21 protein-coding genes, 1 tRNA gene, 3 pseudogenes and 1 riboswitch are annotated in these 23,243 nt (G+C 71.4%); of the genes and pseudogenes, 13 read left to right on the forward strand and 12 right to left on the reverse strand.

What is annotated here, in order from left to right; all coding sequences use genetic code 11:
- Together IO33_RS0102340 and IO33_RS0102345 are read right to left on the reverse strand one after the other, a co-directional pair.
- Window positions 1–777: an ABC transporter permease gene (locus tag IO33_RS0102340; RefSeq protein WP_107069215.1), complete on the reverse strand. Its 777-nt coding sequence runs from the start codon at window positions 775–777 to the stop codon at window positions 1–3.
- A 37-nt stretch (window positions 778–814) separates the two neighbouring features.
- On the reverse strand, window positions 815–1,615 hold the full coding sequence (locus tag IO33_RS0102345; RefSeq protein ID WP_031159546.1) for an ABC transporter permease: 801 nt from the start codon (window positions 1,613–1,615) through the stop codon (window positions 815–817).
- Between the two features lie 1,235 nt (window positions 1,616–2,850).
- Between IO33_RS0102345 and IO33_RS0102355 the strand changes: the two genes are divergently transcribed.
- Window positions 2,851–5,670, forward strand: coding sequence for a transglycosylase domain-containing protein (locus tag IO33_RS0102355; RefSeq protein WP_031159548.1), 2,820 nt, complete (start codon window positions 2,851–2,853; stop codon window positions 5,668–5,670).
- Between the two features lie 11 nt (window positions 5,671–5,681).
- Here IO33_RS0102355 and IO33_RS0102360 read toward each other — a convergent pair whose 3' ends face one another.
- The 3 genes from IO33_RS0102360 to IO33_RS0102370 all read right to left on the reverse strand — a co-directional run bounded on the left by IO33_RS0102360 (window position 5,682) and on the right by IO33_RS0102370 (window position 6,926).
- A complete protein-coding gene (locus IO33_RS0102360; RefSeq protein ID WP_031159550.1) occupies window positions 5,682–6,002 on the reverse strand; it encodes a DMT family transporter in 321 nt (106 codons plus the stop codon).
- Window positions 6,003–6,038: 36 nt separating this feature from the next.
- A riboswitch (guanidine-III (ykkC-III) riboswitch) is annotated at window positions 6,039–6,107 on the reverse strand.
- Window positions 6,108–6,193: 86 nt separating this feature from the next.
- Window positions 6,194–6,553, reverse strand: coding sequence for a GroES family chaperonin (locus IO33_RS0102365; RefSeq protein ID WP_031159553.1), 360 nt, complete (start codon window positions 6,551–6,553; stop codon window positions 6,194–6,196).
- A gap of 43 nt (window positions 6,554–6,596) precedes the next feature.
- The gene (locus IO33_RS0102370; RefSeq protein ID WP_031159556.1) at window positions 6,597–6,926 is read right to left on the reverse strand and encodes a DUF3618 domain-containing protein; all 330 of its coding nucleotides are present in this window, start codon (window positions 6,924–6,926) and stop codon (window positions 6,597–6,599) included.
- 93 nt (window positions 6,927–7,019) lie between these two features.
- Between IO33_RS0102370 and bcp the strand changes: the two genes are divergently transcribed.
- Window positions 7,020–7,487 (forward strand): thioredoxin-dependent thiol peroxidase, encoded by a 468-nt coding sequence (bcp, locus tag IO33_RS0102375; protein ID WP_031159558.1) that lies wholly within the window; start codon window positions 7,020–7,022, stop codon window positions 7,485–7,487.
- A gap of 47 nt (window positions 7,488–7,534) precedes the next feature.
- Window positions 7,535–7,621 (forward strand) — tRNA-Leu (locus tag IO33_RS0102380).
- A 4-nt stretch (window positions 7,622–7,625) separates the two neighbouring features.
- On the opposite strand, the gene rdgB is transcribed toward IO33_RS0102380, so the two are convergent.
- Entirely contained in the window at window positions 7,626–8,228 is a 603-nt protein-coding gene (gene rdgB, locus IO33_RS0102385) for an RdgB/HAM1 family non-canonical purine NTP pyrophosphatase (protein WP_031159560.1), read from the reverse strand.
- 92 nt (window positions 8,229–8,320) lie between these two features.
- On the reverse strand, window positions 8,321–9,655 hold the full coding sequence (locus IO33_RS0102390; protein WP_031159562.1) for an SGNH/GDSL hydrolase family protein: 1,335 nt from the start codon (window positions 9,653–9,655) through the stop codon (window positions 8,321–8,323).
- Between the two features lie 181 nt (window positions 9,656–9,836).
- Here IO33_RS0102390 and IO33_RS0102395 point away from each other — a divergent pair, with 181 nt between their 5' ends.
- Entirely contained in the window at window positions 9,837–11,180 is a 1,344-nt protein-coding gene (locus IO33_RS0102395) for a DUF445 domain-containing protein (protein ID WP_031159564.1), read from the forward strand.
- Between the two features lie 88 nt (window positions 11,181–11,268).
- Window positions 11,269–12,825, forward strand: coding sequence for an MFS transporter (locus IO33_RS0102400; protein ID WP_031159567.1), 1,557 nt, complete (start codon window positions 11,269–11,271; stop codon window positions 12,823–12,825).
- A gap of 12 nt (window positions 12,826–12,837) precedes the next feature.
- Here the strand turns inward: IO33_RS0102400 and IO33_RS0102405 are convergent, their stop codons facing one another.
- Window positions 12,838–13,281, reverse strand: coding sequence for a hypothetical protein (locus IO33_RS0102405; RefSeq protein WP_031159569.1), 444 nt, complete (start codon window positions 13,279–13,281; stop codon window positions 12,838–12,840).
- A gap of 142 nt (window positions 13,282–13,423) precedes the next feature.
- On the opposite strand from IO33_RS0102405, the gene IO33_RS0102410 reads away from it, so the two are divergent.
- Together IO33_RS0102410 and IO33_RS0102415 are read left to right on the forward strand one after the other, a co-directional pair.
- Entirely contained in the window at window positions 13,424–14,392 is a 969-nt protein-coding gene (locus IO33_RS0102410) for a GlxA family transcriptional regulator (RefSeq protein WP_031159571.1), read from the forward strand.
- Between the two features lie 79 nt (window positions 14,393–14,471).
- On the forward strand, window positions 14,472–15,272 hold the full coding sequence (locus IO33_RS0102415; protein WP_031159573.1) for a hypothetical protein: 801 nt from the start codon (window positions 14,472–14,474) through the stop codon (window positions 15,270–15,272).
- Window positions 15,273–15,313: 41 nt separating this feature from the next.
- Here IO33_RS0102415 and IO33_RS0102420 read toward each other — a convergent pair whose 3' ends face one another.
- Window positions 15,314–15,616, reverse strand: a complete 303-nt coding sequence (locus tag IO33_RS0102420; RefSeq protein ID WP_031159575.1) for a hypothetical protein — start codon at window positions 15,614–15,616, stop codon at window positions 15,314–15,316.
- Window positions 15,617–16,000: 384 nt separating this feature from the next.
- Here IO33_RS0102420 and IO33_RS0102425 point away from each other — a divergent pair, with 384 nt between their 5' ends.
- Complete coding sequence (locus tag IO33_RS0102425; protein ID WP_031159576.1) at window positions 16,001–16,492, forward strand: DUF2267 domain-containing protein; 492 nt, start codon at window positions 16,001–16,003, stop codon at window positions 16,490–16,492.
- A 309-nt stretch (window positions 16,493–16,801) separates the two neighbouring features.
- Window positions 16,802–17,161: pseudogene (locus IO33_RS52055) on the forward strand (NsdA family TPR-like regulatory protein); the annotation flags it as partial.
- A 4-nt stretch (window positions 17,162–17,165) separates the two neighbouring features.
- Here the strand turns inward: IO33_RS52055 and IO33_RS0102435 are convergent.
- Window positions 17,166–17,483: pseudogene (locus IO33_RS0102435) on the reverse strand (HAD family hydrolase); the annotation flags it as partial.
- Window positions 17,484–17,530: 47 nt separating this feature from the next.
- On the opposite strand from IO33_RS0102435, the pseudogene IO33_RS53990 reads away from it, so the two are divergent.
- Window positions 17,531–17,936: pseudogene (locus IO33_RS53990) on the forward strand (YDG/SRA domain-containing protein); the annotation flags it as partial.
- Window positions 17,937–18,074: 138 nt separating this feature from the next.
- Window positions 18,075–18,530: an HNH endonuclease gene (locus IO33_RS53995; RefSeq protein WP_425347952.1), complete on the forward strand. Its 456-nt coding sequence runs from the start codon at window positions 18,075–18,077 to the stop codon at window positions 18,528–18,530.
- Between the two features lie 126 nt (window positions 18,531–18,656).
- Here the strand turns inward: IO33_RS53995 and IO33_RS0102440 are convergent, their stop codons facing one another.
- A complete protein-coding gene (locus IO33_RS0102440; RefSeq protein WP_031159584.1) occupies window positions 18,657–19,667 on the reverse strand; it encodes a hypothetical protein in 1,011 nt (336 codons plus the stop codon).
- Window positions 19,668–19,874: 207 nt separating this feature from the next.
- Here IO33_RS0102440 and IO33_RS0102445 point away from each other — a divergent pair, with 207 nt between their 5' ends.
- Together IO33_RS0102445 and IO33_RS0102450 are read left to right on the forward strand one after the other, a co-directional pair.
- Complete coding sequence (locus IO33_RS0102445; protein WP_078963248.1) at window positions 19,875–20,930, forward strand: permease; 1,056 nt, start codon at window positions 19,875–19,877, stop codon at window positions 20,928–20,930.
- Window positions 20,927–21,676, forward strand: coding sequence for a TIGR03943 family putative permease subunit (locus IO33_RS0102450; RefSeq protein WP_031159588.1), 750 nt, complete (start codon window positions 20,927–20,929; stop codon window positions 21,674–21,676). The genes IO33_RS0102445 and IO33_RS0102450 overlap by 4 nt, the downstream gene beginning before the upstream one ends.
- Here IO33_RS0102450 and IO33_RS0102455 read toward each other — a convergent pair.
- Entirely contained in the window at window positions 21,666–23,141 is a 1,476-nt protein-coding gene (locus IO33_RS0102455) for a glycoside hydrolase (RefSeq protein WP_031159590.1), read from the reverse strand. The genes IO33_RS0102450 and IO33_RS0102455 overlap by 11 nt on opposite strands.
- Window positions 23,142–23,243: the final 102 nt, after the last annotated feature.

Raw genomic sequence — 23,243 nt, forward strand, 5'->3', positions numbered from 1 at the left:
TCAGCTCCCTGTGCTCCGGTACGAACGAAGTCCCGCCCGCCAGGCCAGCCCCGCCAGCGCGCAGCACCCCACCGCCACCAGCGGCGAGGAGAACGCCACCCACCGTGGCAGCCCCAGCGGATACGGCCGCCCCAGCACATAGGTCACGGGCAGCCAGTTGACGAAGGCCAGCGGCAGCACGAACGTCACCCCGCGCACCAGCTCCTTCGCGAACACCGTCGGCGGATACTGCAGCAGCGCCCCGCCGCCGTAGGTGAAGGCGTTCTGCACCTCCGAGGCGTCCTGCGCCAGGAACTGGAAGGCCGCCCCCGCCACGAACACCGCGCAGAAGATCCCGCAGCCGCTCACCAGCATCACCGGCATCAGCAGCAGCTTCAGCGCCGTCCAGTCGACGTCCAGCCGCGGCAGCGACCAGCCCAGCACCAGCAGGCCCTGCACCACCCGGCCCAGCCGCCTGAGCGCGAACTGGTCGGCCGCCACCTGCGCCAGCACCGGCGCCGGGCGCACCAGCAGCGTGTCCAGCGTGCCGTCGCGCACCCGCCGCCCCAGCCGCTCCATCGACCCGATCACCAGGTCGGCCAGCCCGAAGGCGGTACCGGACACACCGTAGAGAAAGGCCACCTCGGGCAGCGACCAGCCGCCGAGGGCGTCGACCCGCGAGAACATCAGCAAGATCCCGACGAAGTCGAACAAGGTCGTCGCGAAACTGCCGAACGTCGTCATCACGAACGAGGCGCGGTAGGCCATCGTGGACCGCACCCACATCCCGGCGATCATCAGATAGGTCCGCAGGCCCTCCCGCACCCGGCCGGTCTCACCCACCCTGGACCACCACCTGACGTGTCGCCGCCGCCTGCACCAGCCGCCCCGCGCCCAGCAGCACCACCGCCCACGCCCCCTGGAAGAGATACGTGCCGAACGGATCCGCGTGCCCCAGCAGGATCTGCGCCGGCGCCTGGAGCAGCGAGGACCACGGCAGAGCCCGTACGACCTCGCCGAGGGCCCCCGGGAAGACGTTCAGCGGCAGCAGCATGCCCGAGCAGAAATAGCCCGCGAGCCATGCCATCTGCGTCACACCCATGCCGTCCATCAGCCAGAACGCGCTCAGCGCCACCAGGTACCGGATCCCGAACCCGACGAGCATCGCCAGCAGCACGGCGACGAGGAAGGCGATCCAGGTGCCGGCGTCCCGCGGTAAGTACACGGGGAAGCACAGCGCGCCGAAGAGGAAGGGGACCACCCCCCGTCCCAGCAGCTGGAAGAACGCCCGGCCCAGGTCCGTCGCCAGCCACCACAGCTGCAGGTCGGCGGGCCGGTACAGGTCGATCGCCACGTCCCCCGTACGGATGCGTTCCATCAACTCGTTCTCGACGCCCCCGCCGCCGATCGCGAGCGTCGCCAGCAGGGCCTGCCCCAGCCACACATACGTCACGACCTGCGACTGATCCCACCCGCCGAGGTGCGGTCTCTCGTCCCACAGCGCGCGATACGCGTAGACGAGGATCAGCCCGAAGACCGTGTTCGTGAACACCCCTGCCGCGGTGGCGGCCCGATACGTCGCGTACCGTCTGAATCCCCCCGCCGCGACGGCCCCGTACAACCGTCCCGCGCCCACGTCAGTCGACCTCCCTGGACCGCTCGACACCGAAGCGCAGGAGCCTAGTCCCGGGGTCCGGCTGTCGGCCACGCAATATTCGTGCCCGAAGCGTGCCGGGATCCGGGAACGGAACGCCAGGTGCGAGAGTCTTCAAACCGGGGGCGCAGAAGCGTACGAGGCGTACGGGAACGTACGACGCGAAACAGGAGTCCGTGCACGACATGAGCGACGAGCCGCAGCCGCAGCAGCCGAACGAAGGCGTGCCGCCGAAAAAGCCGCTGCCGGCTGAAGGGCCCGGTGACCCGGGGGGCCGCGACGCGCAGGCCACCGGCACGGTCAGGGGGACCGGCAGGCCGACACCGCCCGAGCAGCCCGGCGCACCGGCACGGCCCGAGGGGGCCGCCGGTGACCGCAGGACCGGCGACGGCCGTACGGGTGACGGGGTGGTGCCGGTTCCGGCGGACCGCTCTGCCCAGGAGCGGACGGCCTCCATGGCCCGAGCCCGCCAGGCGGCCCGAGGCGGCCGCACGGACGAGCCGACGCCCGCACAGGGTTCCGACGGGGCCCGGGCATCCGCCACGGCCCCCGAAGGGGCTTCCGCGCCGCGTCCCGCCACCGGCGCACCGACGTCCCGCGAGAACACCGACACCGACGCCGCCCCGGCACCTCGCGGCAGCTCGGGCTCCGGTGATGGCCGGGCGGCCCGCGAGGGTTCGGCTTCGGCCGGCGGTCCGGGGGCGCGCGGGGGCTCGGGCTCTGGTGAGGGTTCGGGGGCCCGCGGCGGCTCGGGCTCCGGTGCGGGTTCGGCGTCCGACGCGGGCCCCGGCGGGGCTGCCGGCGTGCCGGGGGCTCGCGGCGGTTCGGGCTCCGGTGGGGGTTCGGGGGCCCGCGAGGGTTCGGCTTCGGCCTCGGCCGGTGGTCCGGCACCTCGCGGTGGTCCGGCCCCTGGCGACGGCCGGGCGGCCCGCGAGGGCTCGGCTTCCGGTGGCGGTCCGGCGGCTCGTGGCGGCTCGGGTTCCGGTGAGGGGGCGGCCTCCGGTTCCGGCAGGGGGCCGGCGGCTCGCGGGGGCTCCGCGGCCGGTGAGAGGCCGGGGTCCGGTGGGGCCACGGCGTCCCAGGCCTCCCAGGCCTCCCGGGCGTCCGATGCGGCGGACGACGCCGGCGCGGCCGGCCGGCCGCGTGGTGGCTCTGCGCCGCAGGCCGCGGGGGCCGGGGACGGCTCCGGGCCGGCGCAGTCGGCCGAGAGCACCCAGGTGCTCCGGCGGGTCACCCCGCCCCGGGGATCGCAGGAGAACCAGTCCGGCGAGACGGCCGACGCGGCTCAGGGCGCCGGCGAGACGCGGGCGCCCGAGACCACCCAGGTCCTGCGGCGCGTCGGCGCGCCCCGAGCGGCCGAGCCCGGCGGCCCCGCCAAGACGGCCGCCTCTCCGGCCGACGCGGCGAACCCCACGGGCCGCACCTCCCGGGCGACCGGTGCGAGCGCCCCCGGCCGCCCTCGTACGAACGGCGCCGCCGGTGCGGCCGGTGCCGCGGCCGGTGCCGCGGGCGCCGCCGCCGGGCAGGCCGCCCAGGCGGGCCCCGCGGGCGCGCTCGGTGCGGCCGGAGCAGCCACCGGCGGCCCCCGCACCGGCCCTACGGGCACCACCACCGCCCCCGACCGCGACACCACCGTCCTCGCCGCCACCCCCGGTGACGCTCAGCCCCCCGGAGGCGACGGCGACGGCAAGGGGAAGGCGAAGAAGCCCAAGCGGCCCAAGCGGACCGGGTGGCGGCGGATCATCCCGACCTGGCGCATGGTGCTCGGCACCTTCATCATCGGCATCCTCCTGCTCGTCGGCCTCTTCTTCCTCGGCTACTCCCTGGTCAAGATCCCGCCGGCCAACGCCCTCGCCACCAAGCAGGCCAACGTCTACCTCTACGCCGACGGCTCCCAGATCGCCCGCGACACACGCGACAGCCAGGTCAACCGGGAGAGCGTCAGCCTCGCCGAGGTCTCCAAGGACGCCCAGCACGCCGTGCTGGCCGCCGAGGACCGCGACTTCTACACGGAGTCGGCCGTCGACCCCAAGGCCATGCTCCGCGCCGGCTGGAACACCGCCACCGGCAAGGGCAAGCAGTCCGGCTCGACGATCACTCAGCAGTACGTGAAGAACTACTACCTGGGCCAGGAACAGACGCTCACCCGCAAGGCCAAGGAGTTCTTCATCTCGATCAAGCTGGACCGCACCAAGTCCAAGGACCAGATCCTGGAGGGCTACCTCAACACCAGCTACTTCGGCCGCAGCGCCTACGGCATCCAGGCCGCCGCCCAGGCGTACTACGGCCGCGACGCCGCCGGCCTCGACCCGGCCCGCGCCGCCTACCTCGCCGCGCTCGTCAACGCGCCCAGCGAGTACGACGTCGTCGCCCACCCCGAGAACAAGGCCGCGGCCCTCGCCCGCTGGAACTACGTCCTGGACGGCATGGTCAAGAAGGGCTGGCTCAGCGAGTCCGAGCGCGCCGGCATGAAGTTCCCCATGCCCAAGGAGCAGACGGTCTCCACCGGCCTGACCGGTCAGCGCGGCTACCTCGTGGAGGCGGTCAAGCACTACCTGACCACCAACAACATCCTCACCGAGGACCAGCTCGCCGCAGGCGGCTACCGCATCACCACCACGATCCAGAAGAACAAGCAGAACGCCTTCGTCAAGGCGGTGAACGACCAGCTGATCTCCAAGCTGGACAAGAAGAACGTGACGGCCGACAAGTACGTCCGCGCGGGCGGCGCCTCCGTCGACCCGAAGACCGGCGAGGTCGTCGCGATGTACGGCGGCATCGACTACGTGAAGCAGTACACCAACGGCGCGACCCGCGGTGACTTCCAGGTCGGCTCGACGTTCAAGCCGTTCGTGTTCACCTCGGCGGTGCAGAACGGCTCGACCACCCAGGACGGCCGCACCATCACCCCGAACACCATGTACGACGGCACCAACGAGCGCCCCGTACAGGGCTGGAGCGGCGGCACCTACGCCCCGCAGAACGAGGACCAGAAGTCGTACGGCCAGATCACCGTCACCAAGGCGACGGACCTGTCCGTGAACGCCGTCTACGCGCAGATGGCCGTCGACGTCGGCCCCAGCAAGGTCAAGGAGACCGCCGTCGACCTGGGCGTCCCCTCCGGCACCCCGGACCTCCAGCCGTACCCGTCGATCGCCCTCGGTACCGCCACCGCCAGCGTGCTGGACATGGCGGAGTCGTACGCGACGCTCGCCAACCACGGCAAGCACGGCACGTACACCTTGGTCGAGAAGCTCACCAAGAACGGCTCGGACGTGGTCAAGCTGCCCGAGCAGTCGGTCAAGCAGGCCGTCAGCCGGGAAGCGGCCGACACCACCACGTCGATGCTGCAGAGCGTGGTCGACAACGGCACCGCCGTCGCCGCGCAGGGCGCCGGCCGTCCCGCGGCCGGCAAGACCGGTACCGCGGAGAACGACACCGCCGCCTGGTTCGCCGGCTACACCCCCGACCTGGCCACCGTGGTCTCCGTCATGGGCCAGGACCCGGTGACCGCCAAGCACATGCCGCTGTACGGCGCCCTCGGCCAGCCCCGTATGAACGGTGGCGGCCCGCCCACCCAGATCTGGGCGCAGTACACCCGTAACGCCCTCAAGGGCACCCCGGCCGGCGACTTCGACCTGCAACTGCAGCAGGGCGCCGACGAGCCCCAGCCGCCCAGCTCCACCTCCTCGGCCCAGCCGGGCACCACCGGCGGCCAGAACGACGGCGGCACGACCGCGACCCCGACCGGCGGCGGCACCGCGACCCCGTCCGGCGGCGGCACCACCGGTACCCCGACCGGCGGCGGCACCCCCACCGGCGGCACCCACACCACCGGCGGCGCCACCACGACCGACGGCGGTGGCACCACCACCGGCGGGGACACGACCGGCGGGGGCACCACGGGCGGGGACACCACCGGCGGGGACGCAACCGGCGGCGACGCGACCGGGGGAGGAACGGACACGGGCGGCGGCACCGACGGCGGCGGCACGACGGGCACCGCCGCCGGCGCGGGAGGCGGCCCCCTCACCTGACGCCCGCCCGCCTAGTGACCGCTGGTCGCCTTCAGTCCCACCACGGCGACCAGCAGCAGACACACGAAGAAGATCCGGGCGGCGGTGACCGGCTCACCGAGCACCACCATGCCGAGCACCGCCGCACCGGCCGCCCCGATGCCCACCCACACGCCGTAGGCGGTACCGATGGGCAGCGACCTCGCGGCGTACGACAACAGGAGCATGCTGGCGACGATCCCGGCACCGGTGCACACACTGGGCACCAGCCGGGTGAAACCGTCCGTGTACTTCATCCCGATCGACCAGCCGACTTCCAGCAGTCCGGCGACGATCAGCAGAACCCAGGCCATGACAGGCACCTCCGAGACGGATGACGACTCTCTTGCGGTGCGTCGTCTTTGCCTTCATCCCGGTACGGCGCGTCTCGTCGGGCTCACTCCCGAACATAGCAAAGGCAGTGCAAAAGGGGCCGGTGACGATGGTCACCGGCCCCTTTTGCACTGCCGAAAGACGGGCGGACCCGTTTAACGGGCGGACCCGCTCACAGGTACAGGCCCGTGGAGTCCTCCGACCCCTCGAAGCGGTCCGCGGCCACGGCGTGCAGGTCCCGCTCGCGCATGAGCACGTACGCCACCCCACGCACCTCCACCTCGGCCCGGTCCTCCGGGTCGAACAGCACCCGGTCGCCCGGCTCCACGGTCCGTACGTTCTGCCCCACCGCGACGACCTCGGCCCAGGCCAGCCGCCGACCGACCGCCGCGGTGGCGGGAATCAGAATGCCGCCCCCCGACCGCCGCTCACCCTCACCGGTCTCCTGCTTGACCAGAACCCGGTCGTGCAGCATCCGGATCGGGAGCTTGTCGTGATGGGGGGTGCTGTGCTGGTTTCTGTTGGCGCTCACGCCTCGAACCTACCTGTCCTCGCCCTGCCCGTACCCGCCCGGGTCAGTCCTTGCGCCGCCGGGAGCCCACGGTCAGCAGCCCGACCACGCCGACGGCGAGCAGCGCCACCGGCACGACCCGCTCCAGCCGCAGGTCGCCCTCCGCGTCCACGAACTGCGCCCGCACCTCGCTCACCACGCGATTGACCTGGACGTACGCCCGTCCGACCGTGTGATCGAGATGGGCGACGGCCTTGGCCTTGGCGTCCCCGACGATCGTCTTCGGATGCACCCGCACCCCGATCTCGTCGAGCGTCTCGGCCAGCACTTCGCGGCGGCGCTTGATGTCCGCCTCGATCTGCGCCGGGGTTCTGGTGTCCGACGTGTCCGCCACCGTACGGCCTCCGAAGTCTCCTGATGCTGTCCCGGACAGTCTGTCAGCTTCTGCTCCCGGCGCACCGCAAGGCCCCCCGGTTACCCTGGCCCGATGAGCGAGCGACTCCAGCCGGGGGACGTGGCCCCCGCCTTCACCCTCCCGGACGCCGACGGCAACGAGGTGTCCCTTGCCGCCCACAAGGGCCGCAAGGTCATCGTCTACTTCTACCCGGCCGCCCTGACTCCCGGATGCACCAAGCAGGCCTGCGACTTCACGGACAACCTGGAGGTCCTGGCCTCCGCGGGCTACGACGTCATCGGTATCTCCCCGGACGCCCCGGAGAAGCTGGCGAAATTCCGCGAGAAGGAGTCCCTGAAGGTCACGCTGCTGGCCGACCCGGAGAAGAAGGTCACCGAGGCCTACGGCGCCTACGGCGAGAAGAAGAACTACGGCAAGACGTACATGGGCGTCATCCGCTCCACGGTCGTCGTGGACGAGGACGGCAAGGTCGAACGGGCCCTCTACAACGTCCGCGCCACGGGCCACGTGGCAAAGATCATCAAGGACCTTGGCATCTGACCAACGGGTCCCGCTGCCCGGCCGCTAGCATGGCCGGGCAGCACCGAGCGGCCGTGGTGGAATTGGCAGTCACGCTGGGTTTAGGTCCCAGTGGGGTAACTCCCGTGAGGGTTCGAGTCCCTCCGGCCGCACCAGAGTTCAGCCGAGCAGCTCCCGCACCACCGGCACCAGCGCCCGGAACGCCTTCCCCCGGTGGCTGATCGCGTTCTTCTCGTCCGGGCTCAGCTCGGCGCAGGTGCGGGTCTCGCCCTCCGGCTGGAGGACCGGGTCGTAGCCGAAGCCGTTCGTGCCCGCCGGGGCGTGCCGGAGGACGCCCCGGAGCCGGCCCTCGACCACCCGTTCCGTGCCGTCCGGCAGGGCCAGGGCGGCGGCGCAGGCGAAGTGCGCCCCGCGGTGCTCCGGCGCGATGTCGGCGAGCTGGGCCAGCAGGAGGTCCAGGTTGGCCTTGTCGTCGCCGTGGCGGCCGGCCCAGCGGGCGGAGAAGATGCCGGGGGCCCCGTTCAGGACGTCGACGCACAGGCCCGAGTCGTCGGCGACCGCGGGCAAGCCGGTGGCCTGGGCGAGGGCGTGGGCCTTGAGCAGCGCGTTCTCGGCGAAGGTGACGCCTGTCTCCCTGACGTCGGGGACATGGGGGTAGGCGTCGGCGCCGATCAGCTCGTGGGGGAGACCGGCCTCGGCGAGGATCGCCCTCAGTTCGGTGATCTTTCCGGCGTTACGGGTGGCGAGGATCAAGCGGGTCATGCCCGCCAGTATTCCTCGCCCGCCGATCACGGATCCCTCCGGCCCGAGCCCGCTCCCGGCGCGCCCGGCGGTTTCGGCCGCGCGCCCGCCGGCTACAGCTCCGCCTGCCCGGCGCCGCCCAGCGTGCTCAGGTCGAAGACCTCGGCCATCCTGCTGAAGCCCAGGTCGCTGGGGTGCAGGTGGTCACCGGAGTCGTAGTCGGGGCGCAGGCGGCCGGGGGCGTAGGGGTCGCGGAGGGCCTTGTCGAAGTCGACGACGGCGTCGTACACCCCGCCGGCCCGGATCTGCGCGTTGACCTGCTGGCGTACCGCCTCGCGGGCCGGGCTGTAGCCGCGGTGGCCCTGGAAGGGCATCAGCGTGGCGCCCACCACCTTCAGGCCGCGGGCGTGGGCCTCGCGGACCAGGGTGCGCAGGCCGGTGAGGATGCGGTTCGGGTCGGCGAGTCTCGGGTTGCGCAGGATGTCGTTGACGCCGAGGTCGATGACGACGACCTTGACGCCCGGGTGGGAGAGCGCGTCGCGGCCGAAGCGGCCGAGGCCGCTCTGGTTCTCGGCGGGCCGGCCGAGGCCGTCGGCGAGCACCTGGTTGCCGCTGATGCCTTCGTTGACGACGCTGTAGCGCGGCAGTTGCCGGCCGCCCTCGACGGCGGTGCGCAGCCGGCCTGCGAGGATGTCCGGCCAGCGGTGGTTGGCGCCGGTGGTGGAGGTGATGCCGTCGGTGATGGAGTCGCCGAAGACGACGACGGTGCCGTCGGCTTCGTTGCTGAGGACGTCCAGGCTCGTGAGGTAGCGCCAGTAGGGCGTCTGTCGGGTGTACGGGGCGCCGGTCGCGTCCTCGGTGCGGTCGCCGTCCGCGAGGTAGGAGATCTGCCGGGCGTGCGGGTGGTAGGTGACCGGGCCGGACGGGGTGGGGGAGAAGGTGGTGACCAGGACGTCGCTGTCGTGCGGGACGGTGAGGCGTACGGCGTCGCTGACGATCTGTCCGCCGGCGGGTATGACGACGCTGGTGGCGCCGTTGAAGGTGAGGCGGCGCATCGACTCGGGGTCGGCCGCGGCGGTGCCGTCGCCCGCGGACAGCGCGATCGAGGCGTGGGTGAGGGCCAGCGGGGCGTGGCCGTAGAGGTTGGACAGCGTGATGCGGGCACTGGTGCCGCCGGTGCCCGCGTGGACGACGTTGCGGACCGAGTGGCCCGCGAGGCCCGCGGTCTCGGTGCCGGGCTCGCCGGCGACCGGGGCGGTGGACCAGGAGCCCACCCAGGTGCCGGTGGAGGCGGGGGCGGCGGAGGAGCCGTGATGGGGGCGGTTGTCGGCGAGGGTGCCGGGCGGGGTGCCGTCGTCGGACGCCACGGTGAGGTAGATGGCGGCGGACACGGCCAGGATCAGTGCGACGATCGCACTCAGGACCGCATAACCATGACGCTTGGTCACGCTTGTGTTGTTCTCCTAGGGATGGGAGCCCGAGGCTCCGATCGTGATGTGCCCATGATGCGTCATGGGCCGGGGAGAGCTGTCAGGGCCCTGCCCAAACCCCCGTGCGGACAGACGCCGGGAACTCTTGTTCCGTTCCGGGAGTCGGTCAGGAAGGGACAATTGTGTGCGGGATCACCGCATGGGTGGAGTCGAACGGGTGGAGCTGATGGGACCGACGGAGACCGGAACGGCGCCGGGGCGGGGTGTGTCGTATCGCACCATGACGGCCTTCACCCCGGCCGACGAGGAGCGCCGGCGCGGGGTGCGGCGGATGAAGCTGACGGCGACGGCCCTGCTGCTGTTCGTGGCGGTGGTGTACGTCGCGGCCAAGCTCGCCGGGCACGAGGGCGCGGGGCCCTGGGCGGAGTACGTGGCCGCGGCCGCCGAGGCCGGCATGGTGGGCGCGCTGGCCGACTGGTTCGCGGTCACCGCGCTCTTCCGGCACCCGATGGGGCTGCCCATCCCGCACACCGCGATCATCCCCACGAAGAAGGACCAGCTGGGTGTGTCGCTGGGCGAGTTCGTCGGGGAGAACTTCCTCTCCGAGGACGTCGTACGGCAGCGGCTGCGGTCGGTCGGCATCGGCAGCCGGCTCGGGGCGTGGCTGGCGGAGCCGGAGCACGCGGACCGGGTGACGGCGGAGCTGGCCACGGCGTTGCGGGGCGCGCTGACGGTCCTGCGCGACAGGGACGTCCAGGCGGTCGTGAGCGAGGCGATCACGCGGCGCGCCAACACCAAGGAGATCGCGCCGGGCATCGGCAAGATGCTGGAGGGGATCGTCGCCGACGGCGGGCACCGCAGAGCGGTGGACCTGGTGGTGGCGCGGGCGCACGACTGGCTGGTGCTGCACCGGGACGATGTGATGGTCGCCGTGGAGGGGGGCGCGCCGGGCTGGACGCCGCGGTTCGTGGACCGCAGGGTCGGTGAGCGGGTCTACAAGGAGCTGCTGCGGTTCGTCACGGAGATGCGGGACATGCCCTCGCATCCGGCGCGCGGCGCGCTGGACCGCTTTCTCACCGACTTCGCCTCCGACCTGCAGTCCGACACCGACACCCGGGAGCGGGTGGAGCGGCTCAAGGGCGAGGTGCTGGGCCGGGGCGAGGTGCAGGACCTGATCGCGTCCGCCTGGACGGCCGTACGGTCCATGATCGTGGCGGCGGCCGAGGACGAGCGGAGCGAGCTGCGGACGCGGGTGCGGGCGGCGCTGCTGTCGCTGGGCGCGCGGATGGCGACCGAGCCGAAGGTGCAGGGGAAGGTCGACAGCTGGGTCGAGGGCGCGGCGGTGCACGTCGTGACGACGTACCGCAAGGAGATCACCTCGCTGATCACCGACACGGTGGCGAGCTGGGACGCCGAGCACACCACCCGGAAGATCGAGGCGCACATCGGCCGGGATCTGCAGTTCATCCGGATCAACGGCACGGTGGTGGGGTCGCTGGCGGGGCTGCTGATCTTCGCGGTGACGCGGACACTGGGTGCCTGAGCCGGTTCCGAGTGTTTCCGCGCGGCGGGGGCACCCGTGTTGCCGTCCCCGCACGTGAGGGGACGTCCTTCGACGAGGAGGGGGCCCCATGGCCACAGCCGACGCGCCGTCGCCGCAGACCGGCCGCACGATCACCACCGACATCCCGGCCCGCCTGGACCGTCTGCCCTGGTCCCGCTGGCACTGGACGATCGTGATCGGCCTGGGAACCGTATGGATCCTCGACGGCCTGGAGGTGACGGTCGTCGGCAACATCGCCGGCCGACTGGCCGAACCCGGCAGCGGGCTGTCGATCACCTCGGGCCAGATCACCGGCGCCGCCGCCGCGCTGTACGTGGCCGGCGCCTGCTCGGGCGCGCTGTTCTGGGGCCGGCTGACCGACCGCTTCGGCCGCAAGAAGCTCTTCATGATCACCCTGGCGGTGTATCTGGCGGCCACGGCTCTGACGGCCGTGTCCTGGGAGGCCTGGTGGTTCTTCCTGTTCCGCTTCCTGACCGGCTTCGGCATCGGCGGTGAGTACGCGGCGATCAACTCCGCGATCGACGAGCTGATCCCGGCGGACTACCGGGGCCGGGTGGACCTGGTCATCAACGGCAGCTTCTGGCTCGGCGCGGTCGGCGGTTCCCTGCTTTCGATCGTCGCGCTCGACACCGGCCTGCTGGCCAGGAACGTCGGCTGGCGGCTGACGTTCGCCCTCGGCGCGGTCCTGGCCCTGGTCATCCTGCTCGTACGGCGGCACGTCCCGGAGAGCCCCCGCTGGCTGCTCATCCACGGCAGGGACCGGGAGGCGGAGGAGATCGTCTCCGGCATCGAACGCCAGGTGGAGCAGCACACCGGGGTCACGCTGCCCCAGCCGCGGGGCGAACTGGAGATCCGTCAGCGCGAGAGCGTGACGTTCCTGGAGATCGCCCGCACGGTCTTCGGCCGGTACCGCAGGCGGGCGGTGCTCGGCTTCTCCCTCTTCATCGGCCAGGCGTTCCTGTACAACGCGATCACCTTCGGCTTCGGCGCCATCCTGACCAGGTTCTTCGCCGTGCCCGCCGACCGCACCGGCTACTACTTCGCGGTGATCGCGGTCGGCAACTTCTGCGGCCCGCTGCTGCTGGGCAGGCTGTTCGACACGGTGGGCCGCCGGGTGATGATCTCCTCGACCTACCTGCTGTCGGGCCTGCTGCTGTTCGGCACGGCGTGGCTGTTCGACCGGGGTGTGCTGAGCGCGGTCACGCTGACCGCCTGCTGGTGCGCGGTGCTGTTCTTCGCCTCGGCGGGAGCCTCCAGCGCGTATCTGACCGTGTCCGAGATCTTCCCGATGGAGACCAGGGCGATGTCCATCGCCTTCTTCTACGCCCTCGGCACCGCGGCCGGCGGGATCAGCGGCCCGCTGCTGTTCGCCGACCTCACCGGTACCGGCAGGGTCGGCGACACGGTCCTGGCCTTCTCCATCGGCGCGGCCCTGATGTGCGCGGCGGGCCTGGTCGCCGCCTTCCTGGCCGTACGGGCCGAACGCCGCTCCCTGGAGGACATCGCCCGCCCGCTGACGGCGGTGGCGGACCGGGCCAGGGCGGCGGCGCGGGGTGCCCAGGGCACGCCGGGTACGCAGGGCATGCCGGGGCCCTCGGCACCGCCGGCGGCGAGCAGGCCGTGACGGCCACGACGGTCAGGCACCCGTCGTGGACCCCGGCCGCACGATCATCAGCACGGTCACGGTGGCCCACAGCAGGTTGAACGCACCGGTGAACATGGCCAGCCGCGCCGGATTCGCCCCCCGGCCCTCCAGCAGCGCGCCCTGCGCGGGCAGCACCAGCGCGCCGAGGACCACGGCGGCGAGGGCGGTCAGCGCGATCGACACGATCAGCCAGGCGCTGCCGAGGACGCCCATCTCGCTCGCGGTGGCGAACCCGAAGGCCGGGACGACGACGCCGACAAGGGCGTACACCCGGCAGATCCGGTGCAGCACGGTCAGGGTTCCGACGGCGCTCGGGTCGTCGGGTGCGGCGAGGACGCGGCGTGCGGCGGGCGGGAACATGCTGGCGGCGACGGTCACGGGGCCTACGGCGACGATGGCGGCGAGGACGTGGACGGCGAGGAGGAACTTGGTCACGCGGTGACGGTAGGAGGCGGCGGGACCGCGCAGAAGTGGCGGGAGTGCCAGGCTCCGACGGATTCCCGCCAGCAGGACGCACGTGCCCCCTGCACGGACAGGTGCCGTCGGCGGTCATCCGTCGCAGACCTACGATCCCGCCATGCACACCGTGGCCGTACTGGCGCTGGACGGCGTCATCCCGTTCGACCTCTCCGCCCCCGTCGACACCTTCGGCTGGGCGCGGCTGCCCGACGGCCGTCAGCCGTACCGGGTACGGGTGTGCTCGGTGCGGGAGGAGGTGAGCGCGGGCGCCTTCACGGTGCGGGCGCCGTACGGCCTGGACGCGCTGGCGGAGGCGGACACGATCATCCTGCCCGGCGTGGCGGAACCGCCGGAGGTGTTGCCACCGGGGGTGGCCGAGGCACTGCGCGCCGCGGCGGCGGCCGGCACCCGCATCGCCTCCATCTGCGTGGGCGCGTTCCTCTTCGCGGCGACGGGCCTGCTGGACGGACGGCGCGCGACGACGCACTGGGTCGCGGCGCGGGACCTGGCGGCGAGGTACCCGGAGGTGACGGTGGACCCGAACGTCCTGTACGTCGACGACGGCCAGTTCCTGACGTCGGCGGGCGCGGCGGCGGCGCTGGACATGTGCCTGCACCTGATCCGCAGGGACTTCGGCTCGGCCGTGGCGGCGCACGCGGCACGCATGTCCGTCATGCCGCTGGAACGGGAGGGCGGCCAGGCCCAGTTCATCGTCCACGACCTGCCCCCAGCGCCGTCGGGCGCCACGCTGGAGCCCCTGCTGCACTGGCTGGAGGACCACTGCGACCGCGCCATGACGGTGGACGAGATCGCGGCCCGGGCGGGCATGAGCACCCGCACCCTCAACCGCCGCTTCCGCGAACAGACCGGCACGACTCCGCTGCAGTGGCTGCACCGGGCCCGGGTACGGCGGGCCCAGCACCTGCTGGAAACCACGGCGCACCCGGTGGAACGCATCGCCGCCCAGACCGGCTTCGGTTCGCCGACGGCCTTCCGCGAACGCTTCCGCAGGGTGGTGGGGACGAGCCCGCAGGCGTACCGGAGGTCTTTTCGGCAGGGTGACGAAAAGCCCCTCACGATCAGCTAGGATTCCGGGCCGTGGCAGGCACGGGCAGGTGGAACGCCGTGGCGTGTCACTGTCCGGCATGTCTTCGGGGGAGCAATCGGTGCACAACAGCAGCAGGGGCGCGTCCGCGTCCTTCTGGTCGATACCCAGCCCGTTCACGCTCGCCACGACGGTGGCCGCGCCGTCTCGTCCCGACCGCGTCGAGGACCCGGTCGTCACCGGCCTGCAGCGGGCCCGTACGGCGGTGGGGCTCATCGCCACGCTGTGGCTGCTGATGGCATATCCGCTGGCGGAGGGGGGCGAGCAGTTCGTCATGGGCAAGGTGGAGGACCTGCTCGTCGGCAGCGGGCTCACCCTCGCCGTCGGGGCTGCCGCGGTGACCACCTTCATCATCGCGGCCCGCTCACCGCTGGGCCGCCGGTACGCCGCCCGGCTGGCCGGCCCGCTGTGCTCGCTGGCCGGGATCGCGCTGGGCGCCGGGGGATCGTGGCTGATGGTGAAGATGCTGAAGGGCGAGATCATCTCGACGGCCGACGTCGGCTACCACGGCTTCCTGATCGGCCTGCTGGTGCTGTTGCTGTTCTTCGTCGGCTGGCTGATCTGCGTGGTGGCCCTGGTCTTCGCGGTGCTCTTCACTCTGGCCGCGCTGGTGTACGGGCTGAACTCCTGCTTCCGCCTCGGTGATGTGCACGAGCTCCTGCCGCCCTGGATCTCCCCCCTCCTGATCTGGTCCCTCTTCGCCCTCGGCCTCTTCGACGGCCCGGACGTGGCGGCGCCGCCCGTGGTGCTCTACACCTTCCTGCTCGGCGGCCCCGTGTCGGTGACGGCACTGTCGGTCTGGGAGGTGCGAAGGCTGCGGGCGCGGCACGGGGTGACGCTTCGGCGGGCGCTGGGAAGGTAGCTCCCGGCGCCCCACTCGGAGCAGGTGTCCGACGGAGCCGATCAGCCCCGGCGGTCGGCGACGGCCCAGGAGGCGAGGGCGACGGCGCCGGCGACACCGAGGACGGACGGCCAGGCGCCGACCTTCTTCGCCAGCGGGTGGGACCCGGCGAACGCGGCGACGTACGCGGCGCTCAGCGCACCCGCGGCCTTCCCGCCGGCCTGCCTGCGCCACTGCTGAGCGGCGGTGACCCCGGCGACGGCCAGCACGGCACCGCCCAGCTGCCGCTTCTTGGTCCACCGGGCGACGCCGTAACCGCCGACGAGCCCGGCACCGGCGACGACCGCACTGGGAACCCTGGCCATGACTGCCTCCTCTGTTGCCCTATGTCTCGGGCCGAGGCTAACGCGCAGGCGACCGGACCCCGCCGACTTGAGTCGGCCGCTGTCAAGTGCAGTCCCCGCAGGCGACCCCGTCGACCGCGGGCCACCCAGTCGACCCCGGTCGACCGCCGGCGGCCGCGGGCAACCCCGGCGACCCCGGCCGACCGCCCCAGGGTCCCGGCGACCGCCTCGGTGCCCCTCAACACCACCACCCTGCACCCCCCGGCACCCCCGCCCCAAGCCGCACATTGGCCGAACTCCAGCTCATGCAGCTCGCATTACGGGGTACCGGGGGTACTGCCCCCCGGTACCCCGAACTGTCGAAGCGCCGATGCTTCGCAGCGTCCCGGAGAAGGAGCCACCGCGATGACCGTGACGACGACCCCGCCGCAGAGAACGACGATCCCCGCCGCATCCCCCCTGACCCGCGACCGTGGCCGTGACGCCGACGCCGAGTCCGCGGGCTGGGAGAAGCTGACCGAGGCGGTACGAGAGGCGGGCCAGTACCCGACGAGGGCGGAAGCGGAACGCGTGACTTGCACGGTCCTCTCGGCCCTGGGCGGCCACGTGACCGGCGACGAACGCGTCGCCCTCGCCCAGTCCCTCCCCCGGGAGGCAGCCCGGCTGATCGCCTCCCAGATCCCCACGACACACCTCCTCACAGCCCGGGAGTTCGTCGACTCGGTGGCCACCCGCATCGACGGCGCGACCCCGGCGACGGCCCGCTGGCACGTCAGCTCGGTCCTGACCGTCCTGGCAACGTGGGCAGGCGCCCCCCTGACCACCCACCTCCTCACCCAACTCCCCCCGGGCTACGCCCTCCTCTTCGGCCGGGCGGACCTGGCACCGACGACTTGACGGCCCGCCCTACGGCAACCCGTTAGCAACGGCCAGGTCATCAACAGGGCACGTCAGTTCGGGCTTCGACCGGTTCGGCGAGCATGTCACCGCCGCAAGGGACAGGTACGAGGGGCGTTCGAGATAGAACCCGAGGGACACGTCGCTGCCCGAACAGAGCTTGTCCGCCACAGAGGCCACCAGCGCCCCCGGATCGCCGGAGTCGCGCTCCCAGGCGGAGGCGAATCGGTGCGCGTACTCGGCCACACGCGCTTCGACCCAGGCAGCGGCGCCCCTCCCCTCCTCCCGCGTCCCCCGCACCAAGGAACGTGGTTGGACTGGTTCTCCCCGGCCCGTCTGGCGGCCTTCAAGGGCAACACCCAGGTGATCGCGGGCCACCTGCCACAGGCTCGCGAGAGCTTGCTCCACGCTTTGTCCTCGATGACGTCTGCCGAGGACAAACAGCGTTCAGTGATCCACGGTGACCTGGCAGCAGTGGAGGTGGCGTCGGGAAACGTGGAGCAGGCATGCGGGTACGTGGGGCAGGCCCTCGACCAATTGGCGGTCACCTGGTACGCCGCCGGCATGGATCGAGTGCGTGAGGCTCGCCGTGCGCTAGCGCCCTACCAGCATGAGCGCTGCGTCCGGGACCTAGACGATCGGCTGTACGACTGGTCGACGACGGTCAACGTGCCGTTGCCCAGGGTCCGCGATGCACGAGTGCCGTATGCATACCTGCCTCACGTGCCGGCCGGATGTCGTTGTCGCAGCGGTCCCCGACGTAAAGGATTTCACCGACGTCGAACGGCACCGCCTCGGCGACCCGCTTGAAGAACTCGGGGTCGGGCTTGCTGGCACCCCAGTCATCAGAGGTGCCGATCAAGTCGACGTCGCTTGCAAACAGCTCACGCAGTATCCGCCCAGCGCGCGTGGTCTGGTTCCCGGCGATACCGAGCCACAGCCCGTCATCCCGCAGTCTGGCCAGAGCAGGCCGTACGTCTGTGTACAGATCGCGCATGAGGTGTGACACGGGTGATCAACCTGCGTCAGTATGGGGCGATGGGAGAGCGAGTCATCGGTCACATAGGCGGCGTAGTCCCTGGTGCGGTCTTTCCGCGTCGGACGAATGTGAAGCGAGCGAACCTGCATGGGGACACTATGCGAGGCATCTCGCGGTTGAAGGATACCGACGGTAGCTACGTTGCAGACGCGATTGTCTTGAACGGTGGCTATGTACACCGGCGCCTCCCCGGACAAAGAGAAGAGTAAGGACGGCAAGAGGCTCCTGCGCAGCCAGTCTTGGGAGTATCGTGATAACGTCGCACTCAAACTGAGCTTTGAGCGCGGCTACCCTATACGCATCATCCGCGGCCCCGAGGGAGACTCGCGCTATTCGCTGCCTGGGAACTATCGGTATGACGGCCTATACCGGATCACTGCGTCTCGGACGACTTTCTCCAAAACGCCAGCTCCTGATGGTTCCCCGATAGAAATATGCCAGGTTGACCTTGAGCGACTCCCAGACCCTGAGCAGGAGTTGACCCCGGTCGAACGCGAGGTCGCCTCCGTGCTGGTGCGGCAGGAGGTGCGACTAAAGGAGGAGATGAACGAGACTGCTTCTGACCCCAGCGAGTTTGCCGATGGGGAGAGTGAGCGGTTCCCTACGACACGGGCCACCTCTATTCAGAGGATTGTCCGTGACGCCGCCGCGGCGCGACGAATCAAAGAGCTGTACGATCATGAATGTCAAGTGTGTGGCATGCGTTTGGTCGGGCCGGATGGCAAGCCTTATAGCGAAGGCGCGCATATAAGGCCGCTGGGTAATCCGCATAACGGGCCTGATGTTGAGAGGAACATTCTGTGCCTCTGTCCTAACTGTCACGTCCGCCTTGATATCGGCGCCGTAGTCATCGACGAAGATTGGTCGATCATTGTGCGGGCCGGAGTCTTTGGGCATGACGTGCGGTCAGAGCTCAAGCGGCACAAGAAGCACAGGGTGCATGAGGAGTACGTTCAGTACCACAGGGACTGGTGGCAGAAAAAGAGCCGGCCCAGCTAGGCGTGAGGAAAAGCCGGGCCGCTCTAGGACGCAAGGAAGCGAGCGGGCGGCCCGGGCAAGGTCGGCTCCAGGTGAGTGGCTGTTTGGCCGGCTGGGGCGGCCGGAGTGAGCAGTGCGTCCCGGTCTTTATGCTCCGTGGCACTCCACATAGACCTCCCCCGCCCCGCACCAGCACTCCGCCCCCCTCTGTGGCGGCCAAGCCACCGCCCGCCCCCGGGCCGCCAGTGTCGTCGCGTACTGGGGGAGCAGGGTCGCATCGTCCGGGGACGAGCCCTCCGACGCCGCGAAGGCCTCGTACGACGGGACCGTGCCCGTCACGATGCCCAGATTCCCCGTGCCCGACGAAGACAGCTCGCGCAGCGAGGACTCTATGGTCGACAGGTGCGTCTCGTGGGACGGGTACTCCGAGGTCAGGGCCGGGTACGCCGACAGCAGCTCCGCCAGTTCGGGGACCGGCCAGTGGAGGACCGCCACCGGGAAGGGGCGGGACAGTGCCTCCCGGTAGGCGCCCAGTTCGGCTCGCAGCCGGGAGATCTCGGCTTCGAGCTCCGCCGGGTTGTCCGAGCCCAGGGACCAGACCCGCTTGGGGTCGTGGAGTTCGTCCAGGGAGACGGGGGCGGAGTGGAGGCTGTCCGCCAGGGTGTCCCAGTCGTCGTGCGGGAGGCCGCGCATGCGGCGCACCCGGTGGCGGCCGTAGAGGAGGGCGTGAGTGGACGCGGGCGGCTCCTGCCCTTCGGTCAGCAGCAGGCGAGCCGCCTCCGTGAAGGTCTCCTCCGCCGCCTCCAGCTCGTCGTGCGACTCCAGGCTCTCCGCGACGATCACCCAGGGGGCGGGGTCGCGCGGGGCGGTCAGCCGGACGCCGTCGATGATCGCCCGTGCCTCGGCCTCGTGGTCGTACTCCCACAGGTTCGACGCCTTGAGGGCACGGATCAGGGCGGGGTTCTCCAGGCCGTCCGAAGCGGACAGGAGGCGGTCGTAGAGCGCGGTGGCCGCGGGGCGGTCGCCGGAGAGTTCGAGGTGGGCCGCCGCCCTCAGCAGCAGGGCCTCGGTGTCCTCGGGATACAGTCCGGCGGTCCGCTCCAGGCGTGCCGCTTCGGCGGTGTGGTCGACGTTCTCGGCAGGAGTGTCGGGGCGCATGGGGGACACCGTACTGCCGCCCGGTGACAAAAGTGAGGCGCGGAGGGGGCGCTCGGACAGGGTCGCTATCTTCGGGGCGGACAGCCACAGGTGTGGGCGAGCGGTGGGGGTGGCGTGCAGAGGACGTCGGGTGGGTCGGCCGCGGGCGACGACGTGGCAGACGAGGGAGTCACAGCGGACGAGGGGCTCATAGCGGACGAGGGGCGCATGGCGGACGAGGGGCTCATCGCGGGCGAGGAGGCCACGGCGCGCGAGCGGGATCCAGCGGGTGCGGGGGATCCGGTCGGCGCTGTCCCGGGTCGGGCCGAGCCGCCCCGGTACTGGCCCCTGCTGCTTGTCGGTGCCGCCGTCGTGCCGGGCACCGTGCTCTATCTCGTCGCGCGCTTCGGGGACGCGCCGGCCGTGCAGGCGTGGCGGACCGTGTGTCTTGCCGTGACCGTGCAGGCGCTGCCGTTCCTGCTGCTCGGTACGGCTCTGTCCGGGGCCATCAACGCCTTCGTGCCCGAGCGGGTGTTCCGGCGTGTGCTGCCGCGGCATCCCGTCCTCGCCGTGCCGGTCGCCGGGGTCGCCGGGGTCGTCCTGCCGGGATGCGAATGCGCGTCCGTGCCGGTCGCCAACAGTCTTATCGGGCGGGGGGTTCCGCCGGCCGCCGCCTTCGCGTTCCTGTTGTCCGCGCCGGCCGTCAATCCCGTGGTGCTGACCGCCACCGCCATCGCGTTCCCCGGGAATCCCGCCATGGTGCTGGCCCGGCTGCTCGCCTCGCTCGCCACCGCCGTCGTCATGGGCTGGCTGTGGCTGCGGTTCGGGCGGGCGCAGTGGCTGCGACCCGCCGTGCGGCACACCGGGCACCGGGACGGCGGCAACCGCTGGGAGGAGTTCAGGGCCGGGTTCCAGCACGACTTCCTGCATGCCGGCGGGTTCCTCGTGCTCGGGGCGATGGCGGCGGCCACCTTCAACGTCACCGTGCCCCGGTCCGTGCTCGACACCTTCGCCGGGTCCGCCTGGCTCTCCGTGCTCTTCCTGGCCGGGCTCGCCGTACTGCTCGCCGTCTGTTCCGAGGCGGACGCGTTCCTCGCCGCCTCGCTCACCGGGTTCCCGCCGGTGGCGCGGCTGGCGTTCATGGTCGTCGGGCCCATGGTCGATCTGAAACTCATCGCGTTGCAGGCGGGGACGTTCGGGCGGCCCTTCGCCGTGCGGTTCTCCGCCGCCACCGTCGTCGTCGCCGTCGCGTGCAGCGCACTGATCGGGGGAGGACTGCTGTGAAACGGTCGCTTCGGGCGGTGCTGCTCGTCCTGTGCGGGCTCGGTCTGCTGCGCGTCTCCCTCCTCACCGACCTCTGCCTGCGGTACGTGAAGGAGAGCATGCGGCCCATGCTCATCGTCTCCGGGGCCGTCCTGGTCCTGCTGGGGGCGGCGAGTGCCGTCCTCGACCGCCGCGCCGGGGCCGACCTCAGGAACCAGGACGACGGGCATGACGGCCACGGACACGACCACTCCGGTCTTCCCCGTGTCGCCTGGCTGCTGCTCCTGCCCGCGCTGAGCCTCCTCTTCCACGCCCCGCCCGCCCTCGGTGCCTACACCGCCTCCCGGCAGCCGGCCAAGCCGGTCGCCCGGCAGAGCGACTTCGGCCCGCTGCCCGCCGTCTCGCCGCTGCCCATGACGCTCTCCGACTTCACCAGCCGGGTGCAGCAGGACCGCGAGCGGGCCATCAGCGGGCGGACCGTCCTGATGACCGGGATCGTCACCCCGCGTGAGGGCGGCTGGGATCTGACGCGGATCATCATCAGCTGCTGTGCGGCGGACGCCCAGTCGGTCAAGGTGCGCGTCTACGGCGGTACCGTCCCGTCTGCCGACAGCTGGGTGACCGTCACCGGGACCTGGCACCCCGGCGGGACGCTGGGGACCGCGTCCGCGCCGGTCGCGCTGGACGTGCAGACGGTGAAGAAGGTCCCGCGGCCGGTCAACGGCTACCAGGACGCCCTTCCGCTGCCCTCGACCCTCACACGGTGACACCGTCCACCTGCAGCGTCTGCACCGACTTCGCCGCGAAGGGGACCGTCACCGCCTTCCCCGACAGGTACGTGTCCGCGTGGGGCGTGTACAGGTCCGCGCCGCCCGTCGTGACCGTGTTCCAGCGGGGGACCAGGCCTCCCGGGCCGCCGGTCACGGAGGAGAAGCGGGAGAGGTCGAAGGTCAGGTTCTGGGCCGAGGACGAGGTGTTCGCGGCCACGATCACCAGGCGTTTCGCCTGCTTGTCCAGGGCCGCCGCCGCGTAGCTCGCTCCCGCGTCCAGGATCGTCATGCCCGGGCGGATGTGCCGGGTGAACTGCGCCAGTACGTAGTACTTCGTCTGTACTGCGCCGGGCTGGAGGGTCGAGGCGTCGTACGCGATGGCCGCCCAGCCGGCGCTGGGGTCCATCACCTGCCAGTAGACCCAGGCCGTGGGGTGCAGCCAGCGGAAGTCGTAGAGGAGGTTGCCGGCCAGGGTGAGGCCCGTGGCGTCGCCGTCCCCTGTCTCGGAGTTCCACAGGGCCTTGCCGGCCGTCGTCACCACGTCCGTGTAGAGGAGGTCGCGGCGGCCGCCCGAGCCCTGGTAGCCGTGGACGTTGACGCGGTCCACACAGCCCTTCGCCGTCGCGGAGAAGGAGTTCCATGTGGTGCGGGCCAGGTCGTAGCTCGTCTCGTCCGACGCGGAGATCCTCGTCGCCGTCAGGCCCCGTTTGTCCAGCTCGCTGCGGAGGCAGGGGAGGACGGCGGCCTGGACGGCCGCGTCCATGTGGCAGCCCTCCTGGGTGCCCGTCGCCGTCCACCAGGAGGAGGACGGTTCGTTGAAGGCCTCCACCGAGGTGAAGGTGACACCCCAGTGCTGTCGCGCGTACAGCGCCACGGCCGCCAGGTGGGAGGCGTGCCGGCGGTAGTTCCAGGACTGGAGGTTGTTTCCGCCCCCGGACGCGCCTGACGGGTTGTGGTTGAGGCACATCCACCACATCGGGGAGTTGGCGAACAGTTCGCTGGTCGCGCCTCGTCGGGTCGCCTTCACCAGCATCGCGCGCTGTGCCGCGTCCGCCGTCCACTTCCAGGACGACGACGTCGGGTCCTCGTTCGTCCAGTCCTGCCAGTAGCCCTCGATCTGCTTGAACCCCGGGATGTCGGGGGAGGCGGTCATCGACTCGCCGCCCACGCTGTTCCAGCTGCACGCGCCCAGGTTGTAGCGGGCGATGGTGAGGCCTAGACCGGGGAGCGAGGTGCCGTTGTACGTCGTCGTCCTCGTCGTGAAGAAGAGGTCGGCGAAGTCGTCCCGCGCGCCGAAGACGTTCGCCCACCAGGCCAGCGAGGTACCCCAGCCCTCCCAACTGCCGTAGGTGATCGCCGGGTCGACCGTTGTCGTCGCGTCCGCCCGTGCCGTGCCCGTGGCCAGGGCGCTGCCGGCGAGGCCGCCGCCCGCTGCGGCCAACAGGGTTCTGCGTCGGATCATGGCTTCTTCTCCGCCTCTTCGTCGCGGCTTCGGCAGCAGGAAGCATCGGGGGTCGGGGTCGGGTTGTCGAGGGTTCTGACAGGGGTTTCTCAAACCCGTTGC

Source organism: Streptomyces durhamensis, assembly GCF_000725475.1.
GTDB lineage: Bacteria > Actinomycetota > Actinomycetes > Streptomycetales > Streptomycetaceae > Streptomyces > Streptomyces filipinensis.